Raw genomic sequence first — 21,064 nt, forward strand, 5'->3', positions numbered from 1 at the left:
CCTCAGTCGTGCGCCAGCAGCCGCCCGCGCCGCGACAGCACGAAGTCCCGGAACGCCGCCACCGGCGGGGTCACCGGCCGGCCCGGTGCCCAGGCCAGCCCGATCGCCCGCCGGGTGCGCGGCGCCGTCACCTCCAGCTCCACCACCCCCGGCCGCGGCACCAGCGCCGGCGGCAGCAGCGCCACGCCCAGCCCGGCCGCGACCAGCCCGCGCAGGGTCTCGGTCTCCTCCCCCTCGAAGGCGAGCCTCGGCACGAACCCGGCCTCCGCGCAGAACCCGTCGGTGATCGCCCGCATCCCGTACCCGCGCTCCAGCCCGACGAACGGCTCCTCCGCCACCTCCGCCAGCCGGATCCGGCGCCGCCCGGCCAGCCGGTGGTCCGCCGGGACGGCGAGGTACAGCCGCTGCTCGTCCAGTCGGCGGGCCGCGAACGCCGGGTCGCCGTCCGGCAGCGGCGAGACCAGGCAGAGGTCCAGCTCCCCTGAGCGCAGCCGGTCCAGCATCGCGCCCACGTAGTCCTGCACCAGCTGGAACCTGACCTGCGGATACGCCCGCCGGAAGTCCCGCAGCAGGGCCGGCACCGTGTCCGTCCCCATGGTGTGCAGGAAGCCGAACGCCACCCGGCCGGTCCGCGGGTCGGCCTCCGCCCGCGCCGCCTCGGCGCCGCGCTCGACCTCGGCCAGCGCCCGCTCCACCGAGGCCAGCAGCAGCCGGCCCGCCCTGGTCAGCCGGACCGTCCGGCCCTGACGGGCCAGCAGGTCGACCCCGAGCTCGGCCTCCAGCCGGGCCACCGCCCGGGACAGCGTGGGCTGCGGCATGCCCAGCAGCTCCGCCGCCTGCGTCACGTGCTCCAGCCGCGCGACGGCCGCGAACTGGGCCAGTCTCGGCGCCAGTTGCACGGCCGGGAGCTCGGGCCCCAGCTCCGCCGGAAGGGTCGACTCGCCACCACCGGTCGTCACAGCACCCCGTCCCTGGTCCGTACGCTCCGCTCATGCGTCCAGGTATGGATTATTGCCGGTTCATGCATTGGACGCATCAGTACGACAGTTCTACCTTCGACGTCATGCAGCCCTCCAGTACCGGGGCGTCCGTGGCCACCTCGGACGCCCTCGCCCGGCCGACCCTCCTCCCGGACAGCACCCGCGCGGACGGGTCCCTGTTCGGGGACGACCGGCACCGCCCCGGCCAGCGCTCCTTCCGCCGGGCCAACCTCGCCCTGTTCGCGGCCGGCATCGCGACCTTCGTCCTCCTCTACTCCACCCAGGGCCTGCTGCCCGTCCTCTCGGACGACCTCGGCCTCACCCCCGGGCAGGCCAGCTGGACGGCCTCCGCCGCCACCCTCGGCCTCGCCCTCGGCCTGCTCCCCGCGAGCGCGCTCTCCGACCGCTACGGCCGTACCGCGGTGATGACGGCCTCCACCCTGGCCGCCGCCGCCCTCGCCCTCGCGCTGCCGTTCGCGCCGGACCTCACCACCCTGGTCGTGCTGCGCGCCCTCCAGGGCGCCGCGCTCGCCGGACTGCCGGCCACCGCGATGGCCTACCTCGCCGAGGAGGTCCACCCCTCCGCGCTGGCCTCGGCGATGGGGCTGTACGTGGCGGGCAACAGCATCGGCGGCATGGGCGGACGGCTGCTCTCCGGCTGGGTCGCGGCCGGATTCGGCTGGCGCTGGGGCCTCGCCGCCTCCGCCGCCCTCGCCCTGCTGGCCGTGCTGGCGTTCCGGCTGCTGATCCCCGCCGCCCGGCACTTCGCCCCGGCCCCGGTGGACGCCCGCGCCCTGGCCCGCACCGTCGGCCGCCACCTGCGCAACCCGCTGCTGCTGCGGCTGTACGCGCTGGGGCTGCTGTTCATGGCCGTCTTCGGCGCCGTCTACAACACCATCGGCTACCGGCTGATCGCCGCGCCCTTCCACCTGCCGGAGTCCGTCGCCGCCTCGATCTTCGTGGTCTACCTGGTCGGCACCGCCACCTCGGCGGCGGCGGGACGCCTGGCCGGCCGGCTCGGCCGCCGCGGCGCGCTGTACGTCGCGATCGGCACCACCGCCCTCGGACTGCTGCTCTCCCTCGCCGACTCGCTGGCCTTCGCACTGCTCGGCCTGGTCCTGATCACGGCCGGCTTCTTCGCCGGCCACGCCACCGCCTCCTCGGCGGTCGGCCGCACCGCGACCGAGGGCCGCGCCCAGGCCTCCGCGCTCTACCTGATCGCCTACTACCTGGGCAACAGCCTCGGCGGCACGATCGGCGCCGACGCGTTCCACTCCACCGGTTGGCCGGGCGCCGCCACCGTCGGCCTCGCCGCGATGGCCCTCGCCGCGGGCGTCACCCTCTACGCCACCCACCGGGCCCACGCGGGCAGCCGCCGCGACAAGGGTCTGCCAGGCAGACTTTCCGCCCAGTAGACTTTCCTCATGGCAGACCTCAAGCGCCGTCGCCGCCCCCACCTGGTGTCCACCCCTGTGCGGAAGAAGGGTGTGGTCACCATCCCCCAGGAGATTAGAGAACAGCTCGACCTCCAAGAGGGCGACCAGCTCGTGGTCGCGGTGGAGGACGGCCGCATCGTCCTGACCCCGGCCTCCGTCATCCCCGACGACCAGGCCTGGTTCTGGACGCCGGCCTGGCAGGACAAGGAGGACGAGGTCGACCGCGCCATCGCCGAGGGGGAACGCGGCGATGTGTTCCAGGACGGCGAGGAGTTCCTGCAGTCGCTCGCCGACGAGGCGGGGCTGGACCTCGGGGAGATCAAGCACCGTGCCGACGTATGAGTCCCTGGCCCACTTCCTCCGCGACTGGAAGAACCTCACCCCGGCACAGAAGGCCGCGTTCCTGGTCGCGGTCGCCCAGTTTGTCGCCGACCTCCGGACCGGCCAGGGCTTCCGGCGCGGACTGCGGGTCAAGAAGATGCAGGGCCACCCGGATATCTGGGAACTGACCTGGGCCCCCGACGGCCGAGCGACGTTCAGCTACGGCACCCCGCTCCAGGAGGGTGAGCCGCACATCGTCTGGCGTCGCATCGGCACTCACGACATCTTCGGCCGTCCCTGAGATTCCCGGCCTCCGTCTCCACGCTACCGGCGGATACCTGACGCTCGTTGTCAGGTATCCGCCGTAGCTTTGTCCACGTCCCACCCGGCACAGCGCGAGCAAAGGAACCACCATGGCCACCTTCGTCCTCATCCCCGGCGCCCTGCACGGTGGTTGGTGGTACCGGCCGCTCACCGACGGGCTGCGGGCCGCCGGGCACGAGGTGTACCCGGTGACGCTGACCGGGGTGAGCGAGCGCGGCCACCTCAACACCGCGGCCGTCGGCCTGGAGACGCACCTCCAGGACGTGCTCGGCCTGCTGGAGGCCGAGCAGGTCACCGACGCCGTGCTCGTCTCGCACAGCTACGGCGGCATGGTCGCCTCCGGCGTCGCCGACCGGGCCCCGGAGCGGATCGCCGGGCTGGTCTACGCGGACGCCTTCGTGCCGCGCGACGGCGAGTCGGCGTACGGCATCGTCAACGACGTCTGGAAGCAGCGGTACCTGACCGGCGCCGCGGCGGGCGGCGGCAACCTGGTCGGCCTGCACCCGGCCCTCGACCCGCGCGCCACCGTGCACCCGCTGGCCACCCTGCTCCAGCCGGTCCGCCTCACCGGCGCCGTGGACACCCTGAACGTCCCCCGGGTCTACCTGCACGCCGAGCGCTTCGAGGACACCCCGTTCCTCGACACCGTCGCCCGCCTGCGCACCGACCCGGCCTGGACCGTCCACACCCTCCCGGTCGGCCACGACCTCGTCCGCGAGGCCCCCGAGGACTTCCTGAAGCTCGCCCTCACGGCCGTCGGCTGAAGCAGCTGTCCCGCTACGCTCCGGACATGAGCATCGATCCCGCCGCGTACGCGCGGCTGCGGGAGAGCGCCGATCGGCTGCCACTGATTCCCGGCATCGGGAAGGTCGAGATCGCCGGCGGCATGATCACGCTGGCACTCCCACCGGTCGAGCAGCACGCGTGGGCGATCGTCGGCATCGCGCGGCAACTGAACGCCCAGCTTCCCCGCACCCACCCCGGCCATGTCGCCCACGCGGGCGCGGAGCTGGAGGACGCCTCCCGGGGGAGGCTCAGGGTTCCGGACCTCATGGTGTTCGCCGAAGCGGCGCCGGAGGGCGGCGGACCCGCGCTCCTGCCGCACGAGGTGCTGCTGGTCGTGGAGATCGTCCCGAAGTCCGCCCCGGGGAACGACTACCAAACCAAGGTCCGCGACTACGCGGCCATGGGCATCCCGCTCCACCTGCTGGTCGACCCCCGCAAGGGCACCGGCATCGTCCACGACGAGCCCGGCTGCACCTCGCGCAAGGAGTTCGCCTTCGGGGACACGATCACCGTGGGCCCGTGGACGCTCGACACCGGCGTCCTGCGCACGTACGCCTGACCGGCGTACGCGCGCAGGAGCGGTGGTCAGGCGATGCGGTCCAGCACGATCGGGTTCGGGGTGAACGCGGTGCCGGCCGGGGAGACCTCGATGCCGCCGGCCAGGGCCTCGATCGCGTACTCGAAGCGCTCCGGGGTGTCGGTGTGCAGGGTCAGCAGCGGCTGGCCGGCCACCACGGTGTCGCCCGGCTTGGCGTGCATCTCGACGCCGGCGCCGGCCTGCACCGGGTCCTCCTTGCGGGCGCGGCCCGCGCCGAGGCGCCAGGCGCTGACGCCCACGGCGTAGGCGTCCAGGGTGGTGAGCACACCGGAGGCCGGGGCGGGGACGACGTGCTGCTCGCGGGCGACCGGCAGCGGGGCGTCCACGTCGCCGCCCTGGGCGGCGATCATGCGGCGCCAGTGGTCCATCGCGGAGCCGTCCCGCAGCGCGTCGGCCGGGTCCTTGCCGTGCACGCCCGCGGCGGCGAGCATCTCGCGGGCCAGCGCGAGGGTCAGCTCGACCACGTCGGCGGGGCCGCCGCCGGCCAGCACCTCGACCGACTCCCGGACCTCCAGCGCGTTGCCCGCGGTGAGGCCGAGCGGGGTCGACATGTCGGTGAGCAGGGCGACCGTGTTGACGCCGGCGGTGGTGCCGAGGCCGACCATGGTGCGGGCCAGCTCGCGGGCGTCGTCGAGGTTCTTCATGAACGCGCCGGAGCCGACCTTGACGTCCAGGACGAGCGCGCCGGTGCCCTCGGCGATCTTCTTGGACATGATCGAGGAGGCGATCAGCGGGATCGCCTCGACGGTGCCGGTGACGTCGCGCAGGGCGTACAGCTTCTTGTCCGCCGGGGCGAGGCCGTCGCCGGCCGCGCAGATGACCGCGCCGGCGTCGTGCAGCACCTGGAGCATCTCCTCGTTGGAGAGCAGGGCGCGCCAGCCGGGGATGGACTCCAGCTTGTCGAGGGTGCCGCCGGTGTGGCCGAGGCCGCGGCCCGACAGCTGCGGCACCGAGGCACCGCAGGCGGCGACCAGCGGGGCGAGCGGCAGGGTGATCTTGTCGCCGACGCCACCGGTGGAGTGCTTGTCACTGGTGGGCTGCGCCAGCGAGGAGAAGTCCATCCGGACGCCGGAGCGGATCATCGCGTCCGTCCAGCGGCTGATCTCGCCCGGGTTCATGCCGTTCAGCAGGATGGCCATGGCCAGCGCGGACATCTGCTCGTCGGCGACCTCCCCGCGGGTGTAGGCGTCGATGACCCAGTCGATCTGAGCATGGCTCAGCTCTCCGCGGTCGCGCTTGGTCCTGATGACGGAGATGGCGTCCATGGATGCTCCATTGCTCCAAGAGAGGTTCAACATGCGAGGTACAAAAGGCGAAGAGTGCCGCGAGTCGACCCGGAAGGGCCCCACTCGCGACACTCTACGCGCGTAACAAACGGCAGTGCCAGAGCCGCGCCTACAGGCGCTCCGGCCCGAACGCGTCGGGCAGGACCTCACTCATCGGGCGCACCCCGGAGGGCAGCTCGACCAGCAGGTCCGGTCCGCCGTGCTCGTACAGCAGCTGACGGCAGCGGCCGCACGGCATCAGCAGCTCGCCCGCCCCGTCCACACAGGTGAACGCGGTCAGCCGGCCGCCGCCGGTCGCGTGCAGCATGGAGACCAGGCCGCACTCGGCGCACAGCGCCAGGCCGTACGAGGCGTTCTCCACATTGCAGCCGGTGACCGTCCGGCCGTCGTCCACCAGGGCGGCGGCGCCGACCGGGAACTTGCTGTACGGCGCGTACGCGTGGCTCATCGCCTCGCGCGCCGCCGCCCGCAGCGCGTCCCAGTCGACCGCTCCGGCCGCCCCGGCCACTCCGGCCGCCTCGGCCGCGGACGTCACTTGCCCTGGCCCTTGCGGTAGATCTGACCGTCCGCCTTCGGCGGGCGCAGCCGCTGCGAGGCCAGCGCGAGCACCACCAGGGTGATCACGTACGGCGTGGCGACGATCAGCGGGCGCTGCACCTCGTCGGTGGTGAAGTACCAGGCGAACAGGCCGCCGGAGACCACCAGCGAGATCAGCGCCGCGGTGTGCTTGCGGCGGTACAGGTGCCAGGCCGCCAGCAGCGCCATCGCGATGGCGACCACCAGGATCAGCGCGTGCACCGACTCGGGGTCGCGCAGCTGGAGGCTGTCGGTGAAGCCGAACAGGCCGGCGCCCATGGCGAGGCCGCCCGGCATCCAGTTGCCGAAGATCATCGCCGCGAGGCCGATGAAGCCGCGGCCGTTGGTCTGGCCGTCCTTGTAGAAGTGCGCCGCGACCAGCGAGAGGTACGCGCCGGCGAGGCCCGCGAAGGCGCCGGACATGATGACCGCGAGGTACTTGTACTTGTAGACGTTGACGCCCAGCGACTCGGCCGCGGTCGGGTTCTCGCCGCAGGAGCGCAGCCGCAGGCCGAACACGGTGCGCCAGAGGGCGAAGTAGCTCGCCACGATCAGCGCGCCGGCCAGCAGCACGACCACCGAGATGTTGGTGACCAGGCCGCCGAGCACACCGGCGACGTCCGAGACCACGAACCAGTGGTGCGCCTCGATGTCCTTCAGCCCCGAGGAGAGGCCGGGGATCGTGATGTACGGCAGCGGATCGGCCGGCGGGGACTGGTTCGCACCGGCGCCGACGGAGATGTAGTCCTTGTAGTAGATCCGGTTGACGTAGGCGCAGATGCCGGGGATCAGCAGGTTGACGCCGACACCGGAGACGATGTGGTCGACGCCGAAGGTCACCGTGATGACGGCGTGCAGCAGACCGCCGAGCGCGCCGCCGAGCATGCCGGCCACCAGGCCGAACCACGGGCTGACCAGGTAGCCGCCCCAGGCGCCGCAGAAGGTGCCAGCGACCATCATGCCTTCGAGGCCGATGTTGACCACGCCGGCCCGCTCGGACCAGAGACCGCCCAGACCGGCCATGCCGATCGGCACGGCGGCGCTGAGCGCGGCGGTGACCTGACCGGAGGAGGTCAGCGAGTGGTTGCCGGTGATGACACCGACGACCGAGAAGAGGACCAGGGCGCCCGCGATCAGCAGCAGCACCACCGGCCAGGACATCTTGCGCTTCTTGGCGGGAGCGCCCGGCGCCTTGGCGCGGGCAGCGGTGGCCGTGCTCATGCGGACACCTCCTTCTTCTCGGCGGCCGCGGCGGCCTGGGCGGCGAGCTCGGCGCCGACCTTCTGCTGCTGGCGCTTGAGGCCGTAGCGCCGCACCAGCTCGTAGGCGACGACGACACAGATGACGATGGTGCCCTGCATGACCGGGACGATCTCGAACGGGAAGCCGCCCTGGAGCGGCAGCTGGGCGCCGGTGGAGTCGAGGAAGGCGAACAGCACTGCGGCGAAGGCCATGCCGATCGGGCTGTTGCGGCCGAGCAGGGCGACCGAGATGCCCAGGAAGCCGAGGCCGCCCTGGAAGCTCTGGCCGAAGTTGTACGAGTTCTGCAGCAGCTCGGGCAGACCGATCAGACCGGCCAGCGCACCGGAGACCACCATCGAGATGACGACCATGCGCTTGACGTTCACACCGGACGCGGTGGCCGCGGTCTCCGAGCGGCCGGTGGCGCGCAGGTCGAAGCCGAAGCGGGTGCGGGTCAGGGTGAACTGGAAGGCGACGCCGACCAGGATCGCGATGAAGAGGAAGCCGTAGAGCGGGCCGCCGTCGGTGTTGATCGCGAAGAAGTGGCTGGACTCCGAGACCGGGGCGGTCTGGATCGCGTTGCCGGTGCCCTTCTTGTCCGGCGCGAAGATGCCGGGGACGAGCAGCAGGCCGACGATGGCGACCGCGATGGCGTTCAGCATGATGGTCGAGATGACCTCGCTGACGCCGCGGAAGACCTTCAGCAGACCGGCGATGCTCGCGTACAGACCGCCGACCAGCATGGCGGTGATCAGCAGCAGCGGGATCTGGATGAACGACGGCAGGTCGAGCTTGCTGCCGACGAAGGCCGCGAACAGCGCGGCGACCTTGTACTGGCCCTCGACACCGATGTTGAAGAGGTTCATCCGGAAGCCGAAGGCGGCGGCCGCGGCGGCCAGGTAGTACGTGGTGGACCGGTTGAGGATGGCCACCTGGCCGTCCGACTTGGTCGCGTACGTGATCATCACGTTCCAGGCGTCGAACGGGTTCTTGCCCGAGGTCGCCAGGAGGACGGAACAGATCACGACGGACAGCAGCACGGCGAGCACCGGCGCCGCGAGGGCGAGGACGATCTTCTCGCCGTCGAACCGCTTCGCCCGCGCGGGCCCGGCGGTGGGGTTGGGACTGGTCATGTGGCTACTCCCCCGCCTGCTGGTCGTCGGCGGTGTCGGTGGGGGCGGTGTCGGTGGGGGCCGCGGACTGCGCCTCGGTGCCCTCGGCCGCCAGGGCCTGCGCCTCGGCGACCGCCTCCGGCTCGGACTCGATGTGGCCCCGGGCGGCACCGGTCATCGCGGTGCCGAGGTCCTCGGCGGTCACGGTGGCCGGGTCGGCGTCGGCGACCAGCCGGCCGCGGTAGATCACCCGGATGGTGTCGGAGAGGCCGATCAGCTCGTCCAGGTCGGCCGAGATCAGCAGCACGGCGAGGCCGGCCCGCTGGGCGACCCGGATGTGCTCCCAGATCTGCGCCTGGGCGCCGACGTCCACACCGCGGGTGGGGTGGGCGGCGATGAGCAGCTTGGGCTGGTGGCTCATCTCGCGGCCGATGATCAGCTTCTGCTGGTTGCCGCCGGAGAGGGAGGCCGCGGTGACCTCGATGCCGGGGGTGCGGACGTCGTACTCCTCGACGATCCGCTGGGTGTCCTTGCGGGCGGCGGCCGGGTCGAGCAGCACGCCCTTGGAGTTGGGCCGCTCGGTGACGTGGCCGAGGATCCGGTTCTCCCAGAGCGGGGCTTCCAGCAGCAGACCGTGCCGGTGGCGGTCCTCGGGGATGTAGCCGATGCCGGCCTCGCGGCGGGCCCGGGTGAGGGTGCCGGAGAGGTCCTGGCCGTCCAGGACGACGGTGCCGCCGTCCAGCGGGAGCATCCCCATCACGGCCTCGACCAGTTCGGCCTGGCCGTTGCCCTCGACACCGGCGATGCCGAGGATCTCGCCCTTGTGGATGCGCAGCGAGATGTCGTCCAGGACGACGCGCTCGATGCCCTCGGCGTCGGTCTTGGCGATCCGCAGGCCGTCGACGCGCAGCATCTCGTCGGCGGTGACGGTGGACTCGCGGCTCTCCGGGGAGGGGAGCTCGGCGCCGACCATCAGCTCGGCGAGCTGGCGGGCGGTGACGCTCTTCGGGTCCGCGTCGCCGACGGTGGTGCCGCGGCGGATGACGCTGATCGCGTCGGCCACCGAGAGCACCTCGTGCAGCTTGTGCGAGATGAAGATGACGGTGACGCCCTCGGACTTCAGCTCCCGCAGGTTGTCGAACAGGGCGTCGACCTCCTGCGGGACGAGCACCGCGGTGGGCTCGTCGAGGATCAGGATCTTGGCGCCGCGGTAGAGCACCTTGAGGATCTCGACCCGCTGGCGGTCGGCCACGCCGAGGTCCTCGACCAGGGCGTCGGGGCGCACGCCCAGGCCGTACTGGTCGGAGATCTCCTTGATCTTCGCCTTGGCCTTGCCGCCGATGCCGTACAGGTGCTCGCCGCCGAGGACGACGTTCTCCCACACGGTGAGGTTGTCGGCGAGCATGAAGTGCTGGTGCACCATGCCGATGCCGCGCGCGATGGCCTCGCCGGGGGTGTTGAACTCGCACAGCTCGCCGTTGATCGCGATGGTGCCCTCGTCCGGCTTCTGCATGCCGTAGAGGATCTTCATCAGCGTCGACTTGCCGGCGCCGTTCTCGCCCATGAGGGCGTGCACGGTGCTGGTGCGGACGGTGAGGTTGATGTCGTGGTTGGCCACGACGCCGGGGAAGCGCTTGGTGATGCCGCGCAGTTCGACGGCCGGTGTCGCCGTCCCCGCGCTGGGGTTGCCGCCCGTGGTCGGGGCGGGGTCGGATGCGGTGATGGCGATCTCCTGGTGGTCTGGAGGCGCGTCGTTGCGCTGGAGGGCCAAAAGCGAAAAGGCTGGGGGGACGGGACGGGGCCCGGGGGTACGCACTGAGCGCACCCTTCCGGGCCCCTCCCTGATGTTGCGTCCATCATCGCGCTGCCGGGCAGGCGGCAGCGGCAGCGACGTCCGGTCGAACCGTGGACCCTTAGATCTTGGACGGGTCGGTCGGGACGGTGATGGCGCCGTTCTTGATGCCGGTGGCGGCCTCGTCGAGCTTGCTCTTGATGTCGTCGATCTTGCCGCCGGTGGTGGCGAGCGAGACACCGTCGGCCTTGAGGTCGAAGTTCTTCACACCGGTGAAGACCTGGCCCTTCTTGGCGGACTCGATGTAGGCGAAAACGGCCTTGTCGACGTTCTTGACCATCGAGGTCATGATGCTGTTCTTGTACTTCGCCAGAGCGGGCTGCGCGGCCTGGTCGGAGTCGACACCGATGGCCAGGGCGCCGGCACCGGCGGCCGCCTCGATCGCACCGTTGCCGGAGGAGCCGGCGGCGGTGTAGATGACGTCGGCCTTCTTGTCGAGCTGGCCCTGCGCGGCTTCCTTGCCCTTGTCGGGGGCGGCGAAGCCGGAGAAGTCCGGCGGGGTGGTCAGGTAGGTGACCTCGACCGGCATGTTCGGGTCGACGGACTTGACGCCCGCGCGGTAACCGGCCTCGAACTTCTTGATCAGCTCGGTCTGCACACCGCCGATGAAGCCCACGTGCTTGGTCTTCGTCTTGAGGGCGGCGGCGACACCGGCGAGGTAGGAGCCCTCCTGCTCGGAGAACGTCAGCGAGGTGACGTTGCTCGGCTGGGTGTCGGACGCCGAGTCGATGATCGCGAACTTGGTGTTCGGGTTCTCCTTGGCGACCTTCTCGACGGCCGCCTGGTAGACGAAGCCGACCGCGATGACCGGGTTGTAACCGGCGGTCACCAGGTTCTTGAGACGGGTCTCCTTGTCGGCCTCGGCCTCGCCGGTCTTGGCGTCGGCCTCGGTGACGGCGACACCGAGCTGGGACTTGGCCTGGTCGAGACCGCGCGCGGCGGAGTCGTTGAAGGACTGGTCGCCACGGCCGCCGATGTCGTAGGCCATACCGACCTTCAGCGCACCGTCGGAGGCGCCGGAGGAGGCGGAAGTGTCATTGCTCTTTGCGCCGCATGCGGCGAGCGAGGCGATGCCCAGGGAACCCGAGAGCACAACCGCAGCGAGCTTGGTAGAACGGCGCAAGGGAATATCTCCTTCTCACACGCACCCGTTTAGCGTGGTCGGACGCCACCGTAACGCGCGTAGAACACGGTTGGGTTACGGGCCGCCGGAGCATTCGGGTTGTTATCAAACCGTGGTCTCACGGTCCACCCGACACTCCTTTCCCCTTCACTGAGGGTGATTGGAACTGGCCCAACCCAGTGTACGTAACCCGAAATAAAGGGGGTATTGCGACAAACCGGACACCCTCGGTGGGTGTCCGGTTCAGGTCGTTACGAGGGAGTGTGTCAGGGCCTCCCGGGCGCCGGTGCGGTCAGGGCGTCCCGGGCTCCAGCGCCAGCGCGGCGAACAGCTCCACCCCGACCGCGATCGCCCGCTCGTCCGCGTCGAAGCGGCCCTGGTGCAGGTCCCGGACGGCGGTGTCGCCGGGAGTGCGGACGCCGAGCCTGGCCAGCGCGCCGGGGGCGTGCTCCAGGTACCAGGAGAAGTCCTCCCCGCCGAGCGACTGCTCGGTGTCCTCCACCACGGTCGCCCCGGACCCGCCGAAGCGCGCGGTCATCGCGGCGTCCAGCAGGCCCACCGAGCCCGCCTCGTTGACCACCGGCGGCACGCCCCGGTGGTAGTCCAGCGTCCACTTGGCGCGGTGGGTCTCGGCGAGCCGGGCGATCAACTCGTGCAGCAGGTCCGGCGCCTGCCGCCAGCCGTCCAGCTCCAGGCAGCGGACGGTGCCCTCCAGTTCGGCGTGCTGCGGGATCACATTGGGCGCGGAGCCGGCGGCGATCCGGCCCCAGACCAGCGAGACGCCCCAGCGCGGGTCCATCCGGCGGGCCAGCGCGGCCGGCAGCTCGGCGGCGGTCCTGGCGATCGCGGTGACCAGATCGGTGGTCAGGTGCGGCCGCGCGGTGTGGCCGCCGGGGCCGTCCAGGTGCAGGACCAGACGGTCGCAGGCCGAGGTGATCGCCCCGACCCGCAGGGCGATCCGGCCCGCCTCCACCTTGGGGTCGCAGTGCACGGCGAAGATCCGGCCGACGCCCTCCATGCCGCCGGCCGCGATCACGTCGAGGGCGCCGCCGGGCATGACCTCCTCGGCGGGCTGGAACACCAGCCGGACCGGGCGGCGGAGTTCCCCGGTCCGGGCCGCCTCGGCGAGCACCAGCGCGGTGCCGAGCACCACCGAGGTGTGCACGTCGTGGCCGCAGGCGTGGGCCCGGCCGGGGACGCTCGACCGGTAGGGCACCTCGGTCTTGGCGTCGTCGATCGGCAGGGCGTCGATGTCGGCGCGGAAGGCGAGGAACTCGGCCCCGCGCGGGGCGGATTCGGGAACGATGTCGACGAGCATTCCGGTGCCGCCCGGGAGGATCCGGGGGGCGAGGCCGGCCGCGACCAGACGGTCGCGCAGCCGGCCGGTGGTACGGAACTCCTGGCGGCCCAGCTCCGGGTGCCGGTGCAGGTCCCGCCGGAAGGCGATCAGCTCGGGCTCCAGCTCGCGTACCCGGTCACGGAGACCGGCGGCGGGGCGTGCAGCGGTGAGGGTGACGGCCGACTGGGCGGACTCACGACGGTTCATCTCAACAAGGGTAGGCCCGTTGGGGGGATTTGGCCTGACTTCCCGAAAATCACTGCCCGGATGGGCGCATACCGGCCGCGCCGGTGGGTATGACATCTTGTTTCAGCCGCCTTCCCCATGGTGCCTGCCCAGTGCAACGACCATCGGCGACGGCGGTAACGCCGCTCCCGGCCCGGCGGTTCGCGGACGCTCCGGACGGCGGCGCCCGGCCCCCGGCCGTTCGAATCATGGCTCAAAGTGTTCGACCTGGCCCCGGGACCCCGCCCCTGCGCCGCCCGTCGGCGGTCTTGAGATGATCGGCCGAACCGACCGGGCTATCCCAGGAGTGGCAATGACCGAGCAGAAGGTGGCCGTCGTCACCGGTGCGAGCAGTGGGATCGGCGCGGCGACCGCCCGCCGGCTCGCCGCCGAGGGCTTCGAGGTGGTGCTGACCGCCCGCCGGACCGACCGGATCGAGGCGCTGGCCAAGGAGATCGGGGGCCGCGCCCACACCCTGGACGTCACCGACCGGGCCGCCGTGGACGCCTTCGCGGCCGGGCTCGGCCGGGTGGACGTCCTGGTGAACAACGCCGGCGGCGCGATCGGCGCGGAGACCGTGGAGCACGGCGACCCGGCCGACTGGCTCGCCATGTACCAGGTCAACGTGCTCGGCGTGCTGCACATGACCCAGGCGCTGCTGCCGGCCCTGCGGGCGAGCGGCGACGGCACCGTCCTGGTCATGTCGTCCACCGCCGCGCTCGCCGCGTACGAGGGCGGCGGCGGCTACGTCGCGGCCAAGCACGCCGCGCACACCATCGCCGCGACGCTCCGGCTGGAGCTGTGCGGGGAGCCGATCCGGGTGATCGAGATCGCCCCGGGCATGGTCAGGTCCGAGGGCTTCGCGGTGACCCGCTTCCGCGGCGACGAGGAGAAGGCCGCCGCCGTGTACGCCGGTGTCGCCGAACCCCTCGACTCCGAGGACATCGCCGACACCGTCGCCTGGGCCGTCACCCGGCCCCCGCACGTCAACATCGACCTGCTGGTGGTCCGCCCCCGGGCCCAGGCCGCCAACCACAAGGTCCACCGGGAGCTCTGACCCGGCACCGGGCGACGGGAGCACCGGCGGGAGCACCGGAGGCGGTGCGTATTAGCAGACGAAGAAGGGGAGGGCGCTGACACGGAGGTGTCAACGTCACAACTTGATAGCTCGTTCGGATGAAATCCGCGTGCGCCCTCCCCAACTGATGACGGCTCAACTACCGTTGAGCCGCTGCCGGGCGGGCGTTGGACGCCGTTCCGCAGCCTGATACTTCACCTGCCGTCACCGCCACTTCACCGGCCCCTTCCCGCCCTCACGAGGAGGACCCGCTGGCCAGCGACATTCCGTCACCGAGGCTCGACCCCAGGGACGAACCGACCCTCCTCGGGTTGCACCGTTTCAACGAGGCCGACGCCGGAGCCGCGGAGGAGGCCCTGCTCGCCTGCTGCGGCAGCCACCGTTGGGCCCTCCGGCTCACCGCCCACCGGCCCTACCCCGACATAGAGTCCCTGCGCGCCGCCGCCAGCGAGGCCTCGTACGACCTGCGTCCGGCCGACCTGGCCGAGGCGCTGGCGGACGAGAGCTGGATGCCGCAGCCGCTCCTCGGCATGCGCGCACCCGGCAGCCAGGCGGCGCACACCGCGCTGCGGGCGGCCCACGCGGCCTACGAGGCACGGTTCGGCCATGTCTTCGTGGTCTGCCTGGAGGGCATCGACCCCGAGGAGATGCTCGACGCCGTACTCAGCTCGATCCGCACCCGTCTCGCCAACGATCCCGACGAGGAGCGCCTGGTCGCCGCCGACGAGCTGCGCCGGATCGCCCTCACCCGGCTGGAGCACCTGGTCGCCACCCATTCGGGGGCCGGGGCCCGCTGATCCCCGCCCCGGGCGCCCTCGGCGCCCGGGGCTCCGGCTTTTCCGGGGCTCAGCCTTTCCGGGCCTCAGCCTTTCCGGGCCTCAGCCCTTCTGGGCCGCGCGCAGCTTGGCCACCTGGTGCCGGACGACCCGCTCGTCCGGCACCGGGGCCGGCTCGGCGCCGACGCCCACCGTGCTGAACACCACCAGGGCCGGTCCGACCCGCGCCATGACGGCACGCTGCGCGAGCACCACCGCACCGGATTCATTCGTGAGGGTGAAACCCGTCGCCGCGTCGGCTCCCTCGGGCGTGGGCGTGTCGTTCCGGCTCAGCCGGTGCCCGGTCCGGGTCGCTCCCCGGCTCCGGTCCGCCGGGGGCGGCGGCGCGGTCGAGGAGAACTCCGCGCACGGAGCGAACAGTCCCTCCAGTTCCGCCTGCAGCCGGGCCGCCCGGTCGCCCCGGTAGCCGAGCAGTCCGCCGTACAGGCTCCCCGAGGGGTCGGCGGCCAGGGCCACGCTCAGATCGGTCTCCGCGTACGGCACCGCCGACACCGGCACCGGGGAGGCGGAGGCCCGGGCGGCCTTCGCCGGGCCCGCCGCCGGCGCCACCGCGTCCAGCAACGGCTGGCAGACCGGCTTGTCGGCGGTCTCCCGGCCGCCGTCGGGGCCGGTCTCGCCGTGGCCGGGGGCGATCACGGTGACGGTGAAGCCGGGCCCCAGCTCCGCGTCGGTGACCGCGGCGGCGCGCAGTTCGGCGGCGGACAGCTCCCGGGCCGGGGCGGCGGCGGCCCGGTCGGCCGAGCCGCCCGCCGGGGCGGCGCAGCCGCCGGCGAGCAGCAGCGCCCCGGCCAGCAGGGGGGTGGCCAGCAGCGGAGCGGGAGGGCGGGACGGACGCGGGGTGCGGGCGGGACGCGGGACGCGGTGCGGCACGGGGGCCTCGGCGGGGTGTCGGCGGCGGACGGGTGGGCCACCGTAGCGCGACCTGGAGCACCCGATCGGTCACCCTGCGTAGCGATCGACGCCCGGGTTCCCGTCCGACTAGGCCAGTCGTGCCTGATTGATCACACCTCGGACCCCCGGAGGCGGTTCCCGACAAGGCGTCGATAGGATGCTCGCGGCCGGTGGACCGTACCCGGCCGGGCTGACCGACACCGAAGCCGGCCGAGCCCCCAATCGCTTCCGGAGGGTTTTTCCGTGCCGGCTGGAACGCTGTACCGCGGCCGGGAAGGCATGTGGAGCTGGGTGGCTCATCGAGTCACCGGCGTCCTCATCTTCTTCTTCCTGTTCGCCCATGTCCTGGACACCGCGCTGGTGCGGGTGTCGCCCGAGGCGTACGACACCGTCATTCAGACGTACAAGACGCCCCTCGTGAACCTGATGGAGTACGGCCTGGTGGCCGCCATCCTGTTCCACGCCCTGAACGGACTGCGCGTCGTCGCCGTCGACTTCTGGTCCAAGGGCCCGAAGTACCAGAAGCAGATGCTCTGGACCGTGGTCGGAGTCTGGGTCGTCCTCATGGCGGGCGCCTTCTACCCGATCCTGCAGCACACGCTGACCTCCTGGTTCGGGAAGTGATCTGAGACATGTCCACGGAAATCTCCGACGCTGTGGTGGTCCCCTCCGCCCAGGCGCACACCGCCAAGGGTCTCGGTACCGGCAACCCGGCCGACGCGTTCGTGATCGAACCGGCCAGGCAGCGGTCGAAGAAGACCCCGCGCCGCACCCGTACCAACTTCGAGATGCTGGCCTGGCTCTTCATGCGCCTGTCCGGCATCGTCCTCGTGGTGCTGATCCTCGGCCACCTGCTGATCATGCTGGTGCTCGACGGCGGCGTCTCCAAGATCGGCTTCGCCTTCGTGGCCGGCCGCTGGGCCTCGCCGTTCTGGCAGGTCTGGGACCTCACCATGCTCTGGCTCGCCATGCTGCACGGCGCCAACGGCATGCGTCAGGTCATCAACGACTACGCCGAGAAGGACTCCACCCGGCTCTGGCTGAAGGGCCTCATGGGTACCGCCACGGTCTTCACCGTGCTGCTCGGCACCCTGGTGATCTTCACCTTCGATCCCAACATCTGAGCCGACAGCATCCACATCGGACATCGGCAGAGGCCAGAGGCGAGTTAACCCCCCATGCAGATTCACCAGTACGACACCGTCATCGTCGGCGCCGGCGGCGCCGGGATGCGCGCCGCCATCGAGTCGACGCAGCGCAGCCGCACCGCGGTCCTGACCAAGCTCTACCCGACCCGGTCCCACACCGGCGCGGCCCAGGGCGGCATGTGCGCCGCCCTCGCCAACGTCGAGGAGGACAACTGGGAGTGGCACACCTTCGACACGGTCAAGGGTGGTGACTACCTGGTCGACCAGGACGCCGCCGAGATCATGTGCAAGGAGGCCATCGACGCGGTCCTCGACCTGGAGAAGATGGGTCTGCCCTTCTCCCGCACCGAGCAGGGCCGGATCGACCAGCGCCGCTTCGGCGGCCACTCCCGCAACCACGGCGAGGCCCCGGTCCGCCGTTCCTGCTACGCGGCCGACCGCACCGGTCACATGATCCTCCAGACGCTGTTCCAGAACTGCGTCAAGCACGGCGTCGAGTTCTTCAACGAGTTCTACGTCCTGGACCTGCTGATCAACGAGGGCCGCACGGCCGGCGTCGTCGCCTACGAGCTGGCCACCGGCGAGATCCACGTCTTCCAGGCCAAGGCCGTCGTGTTCGCCTCCGGCGGCACCGGCAAGATGTTCAAGGTCTCCTCGAACGCCCACACCCTCACCGGTGACGGCCAGGCGGTGGCCTACCGCCGCGGCCTGCCGCTGGAGGACATGGAGTTCTTCCAGTTCCACCCGACGGGCATCTGGCGGATGGGCATCCTGCTCACCGAGGGCGCCCGCGGCGAGGGCGGCATCCTGCGCAACAAGGACGGCGAGCGCTTCATGGAGCGCTACGCCCCCGTCATGAAGGACCTCGCGTCCCGTGACGTCTGCTCCCGCGCGATCTACACCGAGATCCGCGAGGGCCGGGGCTGCGGTCCGGACGGCGACCACGTCTACCTGGACCTGACCCACCTGCCGCCGGAGCAGCTGGACGCCAAGCTCCCGGACATCACCGAGTTCGCCCGTACCTACCTCGGCATCGAGCCCTACACGGACCCGATCCCGATCCAGCCCACCGCGCACTACGCCATGGGCGGCATCCCGACCAACGTCGAGGGTGAGGTGCTGCGCAACAACACCGACGTCGTCCCGGGCCTGTACGCGGCCGGCGAGGTCGCCTGCGTGTCGGTGCACGGCGCCAACCGTCTGGGCACCAACTCGCTGCTGGACATCAACGTCTTCGGCCGTCGCGCCGGCCTCGCCGCCGCGGGCTTCGCCGACGCCAACGAGTTCGTGCCGCTGCCGGAGAACCCGGAGCAGCTCGTCCAGAACCTCGTGGACTCGCTCCGCGAGTCCACCGGCACCGAGTCCGTGGCGCAGATCCGCAAGGAGCTGCAGGAGTCCATGGACGCCAACGCGATGGTGTACCGCACCGGTGCGACCCTGAAGCAGGCGGTCGAGGACATCGCCGGCCTGAAGGAGCGCTACAAGAACGTCTCGATCCAGGACAAGGGCTTCCGTTACAACACGGACCTGCTGGAGGCCATCGAGCTGGGCAACCTGCTCGACCTGGCCGAGGTCCTGGCCGTCTCCGCGCTCGCCCGCGAGGAGTCGCGCGGCGGTCACTACCGCGAGGACTTCCCGACCCGTGACGACGTGAAGTTCATGCAGCACACCATGGCGTACCAGGAGGTCGCCGCCGACGGCAGCACCTCCATCCGCCTCGACTACAAGCCGGTCGTCACGACCCGCTACCAGCCGATGGAGCGTAAGTACTGATGAGCACTCCGACCATGGAGAAGCACTCGGCCGCTCTGGACGCGGCCGAGGCCGGCGGCACCAAGCTGATCACCGTCACCGTCCGGATCCGCCGGTTCAACCCGGAGGAGCACCCGGACCCGGTGTGGGTCGACTACCAGCTGGAGATGGACCCGAAGGAGCGCGTCCTGGACGCGCTCAACAAGATCAAGTGGGAGCAGGACGGCACCCTCACCTACCGCCGTTCCTGTGCCCACGGCATCTGCGGCTCCGACGCCATGCGGATCAACGGCCGCAACCGGCTGGCGTGCAAGACCCTGCTCAAGGACGTCAACCCGGAGAAGCCGATCACGATCGAGGCCATCAAGGGCCTGACGGTCCTCAAGGACCTGATCGTGGACATGGACCCGTTCTTCCAGGCGTACAAGGACGTCATGCCGTTCCTCATCACCAAGGGGAACGAGCCGACCCGCGAGCGCCTGCAGTCCGCCGAGGACCGCGAGCGCTTCGACGACACCACCAAGTGCATCCTGTGCGCCGCGTGCACGTCGTCCTGCCCGGTGTTCTGGAACGACGGCCAGTACTTCGGCCCGGCCGCGATCGTCAACGCCCACCGCTTCATCTTCGACTCGCGCGACGAGGGCGCGGAGCAGCGGCTGGAGATCCTCAACGACCGTGAGGGCGTCTGGCGCTGCCGGACCACCTTCAACTGCTCGGAGGCCTGCCCCCGCGGCATCGAGGTCACCAAGGCGATCCAGGAAGTGAAGCGCGCCCTGGTCACCCGCCGCTTCTGATCCCGGTCCCACGCCGAAGGCCCCCGTCCGCTCCGGACGGGGGCCTTCGCGTTGCTCAGCGCAGGAGGCCGAGGTCCTTCGGGTCCGTGAGGCCCCGGTAGGTCAGCAGGTGCCGGTCGGCGGTGACGGCCCACAGGTCGGGCACCTTGTCGCCGTCGCCGTCGCCGGAGCTGCCGAGCACCGGGTAGGCGTCGGTGGTGAAGCCGGTGGCGACCACGCCCGCCGTCGGGTCGGCGAGCGCGGAGAAGTCGAAGGTGCCGTTCGCGAGCTTCGGGACCGGGTACGCGTGCAGCGCTCCGGTGGCCCGCTCGCGCGCCCACAGGGCGAGCTTGCCCGTGGCGTCGGGGCCGGGGGCGATCAGGTCGAGGCCGGCCCAGGCTCCGCCGGTGGTGAGCCTGCGGGCGGTGGAGAGCCGGTACTGCAGCCCGGGGTTGGGGAACAGCCAGAGGTCCCCGTTCTCGACGGTCAGCAGCGAGGCGAGCGGCTGGGTGTTGAGCGAACCGAGGGCGACCAGCTGGTCGGCCCGGCTCCAGTCGCGCGCGTAGTCGGCCGGGCAGGCGGTCGCGGTGCCCGCGGCGCTCTGGCAGGACGTGGGCCGGGCGACGTTGCTCGGGGCCTGGCGGAACGTGCCGTAGTCGGCGTTGTAGTAGAAGTCCAGCGTGGTCGACCCGGGCTCGTGCATCAGCACATCGTCGATCGGGGCATGACCCCGCCAGCCCCGGTGGGCGAGCTGGACGGTGCTCCACGAGGTCCGGTTCGGTGCGGCCGAGGCGGCCACGACGGAGGTCGGCGTGGTGTCGGCGGCGGAGGCGCCGATGATCTGGAGGTTCCCCGCGGCGTCCGGCAGCAGGATGTCCGGCACGCCGTCCCCGTCGACGTCCCCGGGTGCCTGCGGCGGGTTGGGGTTGGAGCGGGCGTAGAAGGTGTAGGAGAACGGCTGGCTCACGTTGCCGGCGTTGTCCTCGGCCTGGACGGTCAGGATGTTGGTGCCCCACTGCGGGACGCGCAGGGCGACGCCGACGGTGCCGTCCGGACCGGCCGCGACCGTGCCGGGGCCGCAGTGGCGGTCGGAGACCCCCAGGGTCCCGTTCAACACGTAGCTGAAGCAGGCGACACCGGAGGCCGTGTCGCCCTCCGGGGCGAGGTCGGTACCGGTGAGGACGAAGGTGCCGATCTGTCCGGCGTACTTGACCGAGGTCGCGCCGGGGCCGGACGGGAAGTCGGTCGAGGAGACGGCGACCCCGGGAGGGGTCACGTCGGTCCCGGCGGCGACGGCCGGTGCGGCGAACAGGCCCGCCGTCAGTGCGACGGTGACGGCGGCGCCGAGTCGTCGGCGATGCGTGGTCTTCATGGAGTACCCCACCC

At 71.5% G+C, this 21,064-nt stretch carries 21 protein-coding genes; 11 read left to right on the forward strand and 10 right to left on the reverse strand.

Annotated elements, in window-relative coordinates; translation table 11 throughout:
* Window positions 1-2 precede the first annotated feature (2 nt).
* Window positions 3-920: a LysR family transcriptional regulator gene (locus ACW14Y_RS17255; protein ID WP_380437833.1), complete on the reverse strand. Its 918-nt coding sequence runs from the start codon at window positions 918-920 to the stop codon at window positions 3-5.
* 143 nt (window positions 921-1,063) lie between these two features.
* Here ACW14Y_RS17255 and ACW14Y_RS17260 point away from each other — a divergent pair, with 143 nt between their 5' ends.
* From ACW14Y_RS17260 to ACW14Y_RS17280, 5 genes are all read left to right on the forward strand, one after another.
* Window positions 1,064-2,395 carry an MFS transporter gene (locus tag ACW14Y_RS17260; protein WP_380308911.1) on the forward strand — a complete coding sequence of 444 codons (1,332 nt, stop codon included), beginning with the start codon at window positions 1,064-1,066 and terminating at the stop codon, window positions 2,393-2,395.
* A gap of 9 nt (window positions 2,396-2,404) precedes the next feature.
* Window positions 2,405-2,758, forward strand: coding sequence for an AbrB/MazE/SpoVT family DNA-binding domain-containing protein (locus ACW14Y_RS17265; RefSeq protein ID WP_456987507.1), 354 nt, complete (start codon window positions 2,405-2,407; stop codon window positions 2,756-2,758).
* A complete protein-coding gene (locus ACW14Y_RS17270) occupies window positions 2,745-3,038 on the forward strand; it encodes a hypothetical protein (RefSeq protein ID WP_380308903.1) in 294 nt (97 codons plus the stop codon). Before ACW14Y_RS17265 ends, ACW14Y_RS17270 begins: the two co-directional genes overlap by 14 nt.
* A gap of 112 nt (window positions 3,039-3,150) precedes the next feature.
* On the forward strand, window positions 3,151-3,825 hold the full coding sequence (locus ACW14Y_RS17275; RefSeq protein WP_456987509.1) for an alpha/beta fold hydrolase: 675 nt from the start codon (window positions 3,151-3,153) through the stop codon (window positions 3,823-3,825).
* A 26-nt stretch (window positions 3,826-3,851) separates the two neighbouring features.
* Window positions 3,852-4,406, forward strand: a complete 555-nt coding sequence (locus ACW14Y_RS17280; protein ID WP_380308899.1) for a Uma2 family endonuclease — start codon at window positions 3,852-3,854, stop codon at window positions 4,404-4,406.
* Window positions 4,407-4,432: 26 nt separating this feature from the next.
* Here the strand turns inward: ACW14Y_RS17280 and ACW14Y_RS17285 are convergent, their stop codons facing one another.
* From ACW14Y_RS17285 to ACW14Y_RS17315, 7 genes are all read right to left on the reverse strand, one after another.
* Window positions 4,433-5,710, reverse strand: a complete 1,278-nt coding sequence (locus tag ACW14Y_RS17285; protein ID WP_380308897.1) for a thymidine phosphorylase — start codon at window positions 5,708-5,710, stop codon at window positions 4,433-4,435.
* Between the two features lie 130 nt (window positions 5,711-5,840).
* Window positions 5,841-6,266, reverse strand: a complete 426-nt coding sequence (locus ACW14Y_RS17290; protein WP_380308895.1) for a cytidine deaminase — start codon at window positions 6,264-6,266, stop codon at window positions 5,841-5,843.
* A complete protein-coding gene (locus ACW14Y_RS17295; protein WP_380308894.1) occupies window positions 6,263-7,528 on the reverse strand; it encodes an ABC transporter permease in 1,266 nt (421 codons plus the stop codon). Before ACW14Y_RS17295 ends, ACW14Y_RS17290 begins: the two co-directional genes overlap by 4 nt.
* The gene (locus ACW14Y_RS17300) at window positions 7,525-8,682 is read right to left on the reverse strand and encodes an ABC transporter permease (protein ID WP_380384042.1); all 1,158 of its coding nucleotides are present in this window, start codon (window positions 8,680-8,682) and stop codon (window positions 7,525-7,527) included. The genes ACW14Y_RS17295 and ACW14Y_RS17300 overlap by 4 nt, the downstream gene beginning before the upstream one ends.
* Window positions 8,683-8,686: 4 nt before the next feature.
* Window positions 8,687-10,477, reverse strand: a complete 1,791-nt coding sequence (locus ACW14Y_RS17305) for an ABC transporter ATP-binding protein (RefSeq protein WP_456987513.1) — start codon at window positions 10,475-10,477, stop codon at window positions 8,687-8,689.
* A gap of 97 nt (window positions 10,478-10,574) precedes the next feature.
* Window positions 10,575-11,636 carry a BMP family lipoprotein gene (locus ACW14Y_RS17310; protein WP_380308890.1) on the reverse strand — a complete coding sequence of 354 codons (1,062 nt, stop codon included), beginning with the start codon at window positions 11,634-11,636 and terminating at the stop codon, window positions 10,575-10,577.
* A gap of 292 nt (window positions 11,637-11,928) precedes the next feature.
* Complete coding sequence (locus tag ACW14Y_RS17315; protein ID WP_380308888.1) at window positions 11,929-13,182, reverse strand: amidohydrolase; 1,254 nt, start codon at window positions 13,180-13,182, stop codon at window positions 11,929-11,931.
* Between the two features lie 331 nt (window positions 13,183-13,513).
* Here ACW14Y_RS17315 and ACW14Y_RS17320 point away from each other — a divergent pair, with 331 nt between their 5' ends.
* Window positions 13,514-14,257, forward strand: a complete 744-nt coding sequence (locus tag ACW14Y_RS17320; RefSeq protein WP_380308887.1) for an SDR family oxidoreductase — start codon at window positions 13,514-13,516, stop codon at window positions 14,255-14,257.
* Between the two features lie 272 nt (window positions 14,258-14,529).
* Window positions 14,530-15,075 carry a 2-oxo-4-hydroxy-4-carboxy-5-ureidoimidazoline decarboxylase gene (locus tag ACW14Y_RS17325; RefSeq protein ID WP_045937742.1) on the forward strand — a complete coding sequence of 182 codons (546 nt, stop codon included), beginning with the start codon at window positions 14,530-14,532 and terminating at the stop codon, window positions 15,073-15,075.
* A gap of 81 nt (window positions 15,076-15,156) precedes the next feature.
* Here the strand turns inward: ACW14Y_RS17325 and ACW14Y_RS17330 are convergent, their stop codons facing one another.
* Window positions 15,157-15,984 (reverse strand): hypothetical protein, encoded by an 828-nt coding sequence (locus tag ACW14Y_RS17330; RefSeq protein WP_456987516.1) that lies wholly within the window; start codon window positions 15,982-15,984, stop codon window positions 15,157-15,159.
* A 264-nt stretch (window positions 15,985-16,248) separates the two neighbouring features.
* On the opposite strand from ACW14Y_RS17330, the gene sdhC reads away from it, so the two are divergent.
* The 4 genes from sdhC to ACW14Y_RS17350 are packed head-to-tail and all read left to right on the forward strand — an operon-like array spanning window position 16,249 to window position 19,699.
* On the forward strand, window positions 16,249-16,629 hold the full coding sequence (gene sdhC / locus ACW14Y_RS17335) for a succinate dehydrogenase, cytochrome b556 subunit (RefSeq protein ID WP_037779669.1): 381 nt from the start codon (window positions 16,249-16,251) through the stop codon (window positions 16,627-16,629).
* Window positions 16,630-16,637: 8 nt separating this feature from the next.
* Window positions 16,638-17,129 (forward strand): succinate dehydrogenase hydrophobic membrane anchor subunit, encoded by a 492-nt coding sequence (locus ACW14Y_RS17340; RefSeq protein ID WP_266269834.1) that lies wholly within the window; start codon window positions 16,638-16,640, stop codon window positions 17,127-17,129.
* 54 nt (window positions 17,130-17,183) lie between these two features.
* Entirely contained in the window at window positions 17,184-18,926 is a 1,743-nt protein-coding gene (sdhA, locus tag ACW14Y_RS17345) for a succinate dehydrogenase flavoprotein subunit (RefSeq protein WP_380437807.1), read from the forward strand.
* Window positions 18,926-19,699, forward strand: coding sequence for a succinate dehydrogenase iron-sulfur subunit (locus ACW14Y_RS17350; RefSeq protein ID WP_030300553.1), 774 nt, complete (start codon window positions 18,926-18,928; stop codon window positions 19,697-19,699). Before sdhA ends, ACW14Y_RS17350 begins: the two co-directional genes overlap by 1 nt.
* Before the next feature lie 55 nt (window positions 19,700-19,754).
* Here ACW14Y_RS17350 and ACW14Y_RS17355 read toward each other — a convergent pair whose 3' ends face one another.
* A complete protein-coding gene (locus ACW14Y_RS17355; protein WP_380311612.1) occupies window positions 19,755-21,050 on the reverse strand; it encodes a hypothetical protein in 1,296 nt (431 codons plus the stop codon).
* Between the last annotated feature and the right edge of the window lie 14 nt (window positions 21,051-21,064).

The organism is Kitasatospora sp. cg17-2 (assembly GCF_054031055.1).

What these genes read in the sequence shown, in the direction of transcription:
- ACW14Y_RS17260 (WP_380308911.1), top strand. Translation starts at nt 1,064, where the DNA reads ATGCAGCCCTCCAGTACCGGGGCGTCCGTGGCCACCTCGGACGCCCTC.
- ACW14Y_RS17265 (WP_456987507.1), top strand. Translation starts at nt 2,405, where the DNA reads ATGGCAGACCTCAAGCGCCGTCGCCGCCCCCACCTGGTGTCCACCCCT.
- ACW14Y_RS17275 (WP_456987509.1), top strand. Translation starts at nt 3,151, where the DNA reads ATGGCCACCTTCGTCCTCATCCCCGGCGCCCTGCACGGTGGTTGGTGG.
- ACW14Y_RS17280 (WP_380308899.1), top strand. Translation starts at nt 3,852, where the DNA reads ATGAGCATCGATCCCGCCGCGTACGCGCGGCTGCGGGAGAGCGCCGAT.
- ACW14Y_RS17285 (WP_380308897.1), bottom strand. Translation starts at nt 5,710, where the DNA reads ATGGACGCCATCTCCGTCATCAGGACCAAGCGCGACCGCGGAGAGCTG.
- ACW14Y_RS17295 (WP_380308894.1), bottom strand. Translation starts at nt 7,528, where the DNA reads ATGAGCACGGCCACCGCTGCCCGCGCCAAGGCGCCGGGCGCTCCCGCC.
- ACW14Y_RS17300 (WP_380384042.1), bottom strand. Translation starts at nt 8,682, where the DNA reads ATGACCAGTCCCAACCCCACCGCCGGGCCCGCGCGGGCGAAGCGGTTC.
- ACW14Y_RS17315 (WP_380308888.1), bottom strand. Translation starts at nt 13,182, where the DNA reads ATGAACCGTCGTGAGTCCGCCCAGTCGGCCGTCACCCTCACCGCTGCA.
- ACW14Y_RS17320 (WP_380308887.1), top strand. Translation starts at nt 13,514, where the DNA reads ATGACCGAGCAGAAGGTGGCCGTCGTCACCGGTGCGAGCAGTGGGATC.
- ACW14Y_RS17340 (WP_266269834.1), top strand. Translation starts at nt 16,638, where the DNA reads ATGTCCACGGAAATCTCCGACGCTGTGGTGGTCCCCTCCGCCCAGGCG.
- sdhA (WP_380437807.1), top strand. Translation starts at nt 17,184, where the DNA reads ATGCAGATTCACCAGTACGACACCGTCATCGTCGGCGCCGGCGGCGCC.
- ACW14Y_RS17350 (WP_030300553.1), top strand. Translation starts at nt 18,926, where the DNA reads ATGAGCACTCCGACCATGGAGAAGCACTCGGCCGCTCTGGACGCGGCC.
- ACW14Y_RS17355 (WP_380311612.1), bottom strand. Translation starts at nt 21,050, where the DNA reads ATGAAGACCACGCATCGCCGACGACTCGGCGCCGCCGTCACCGTCGCA.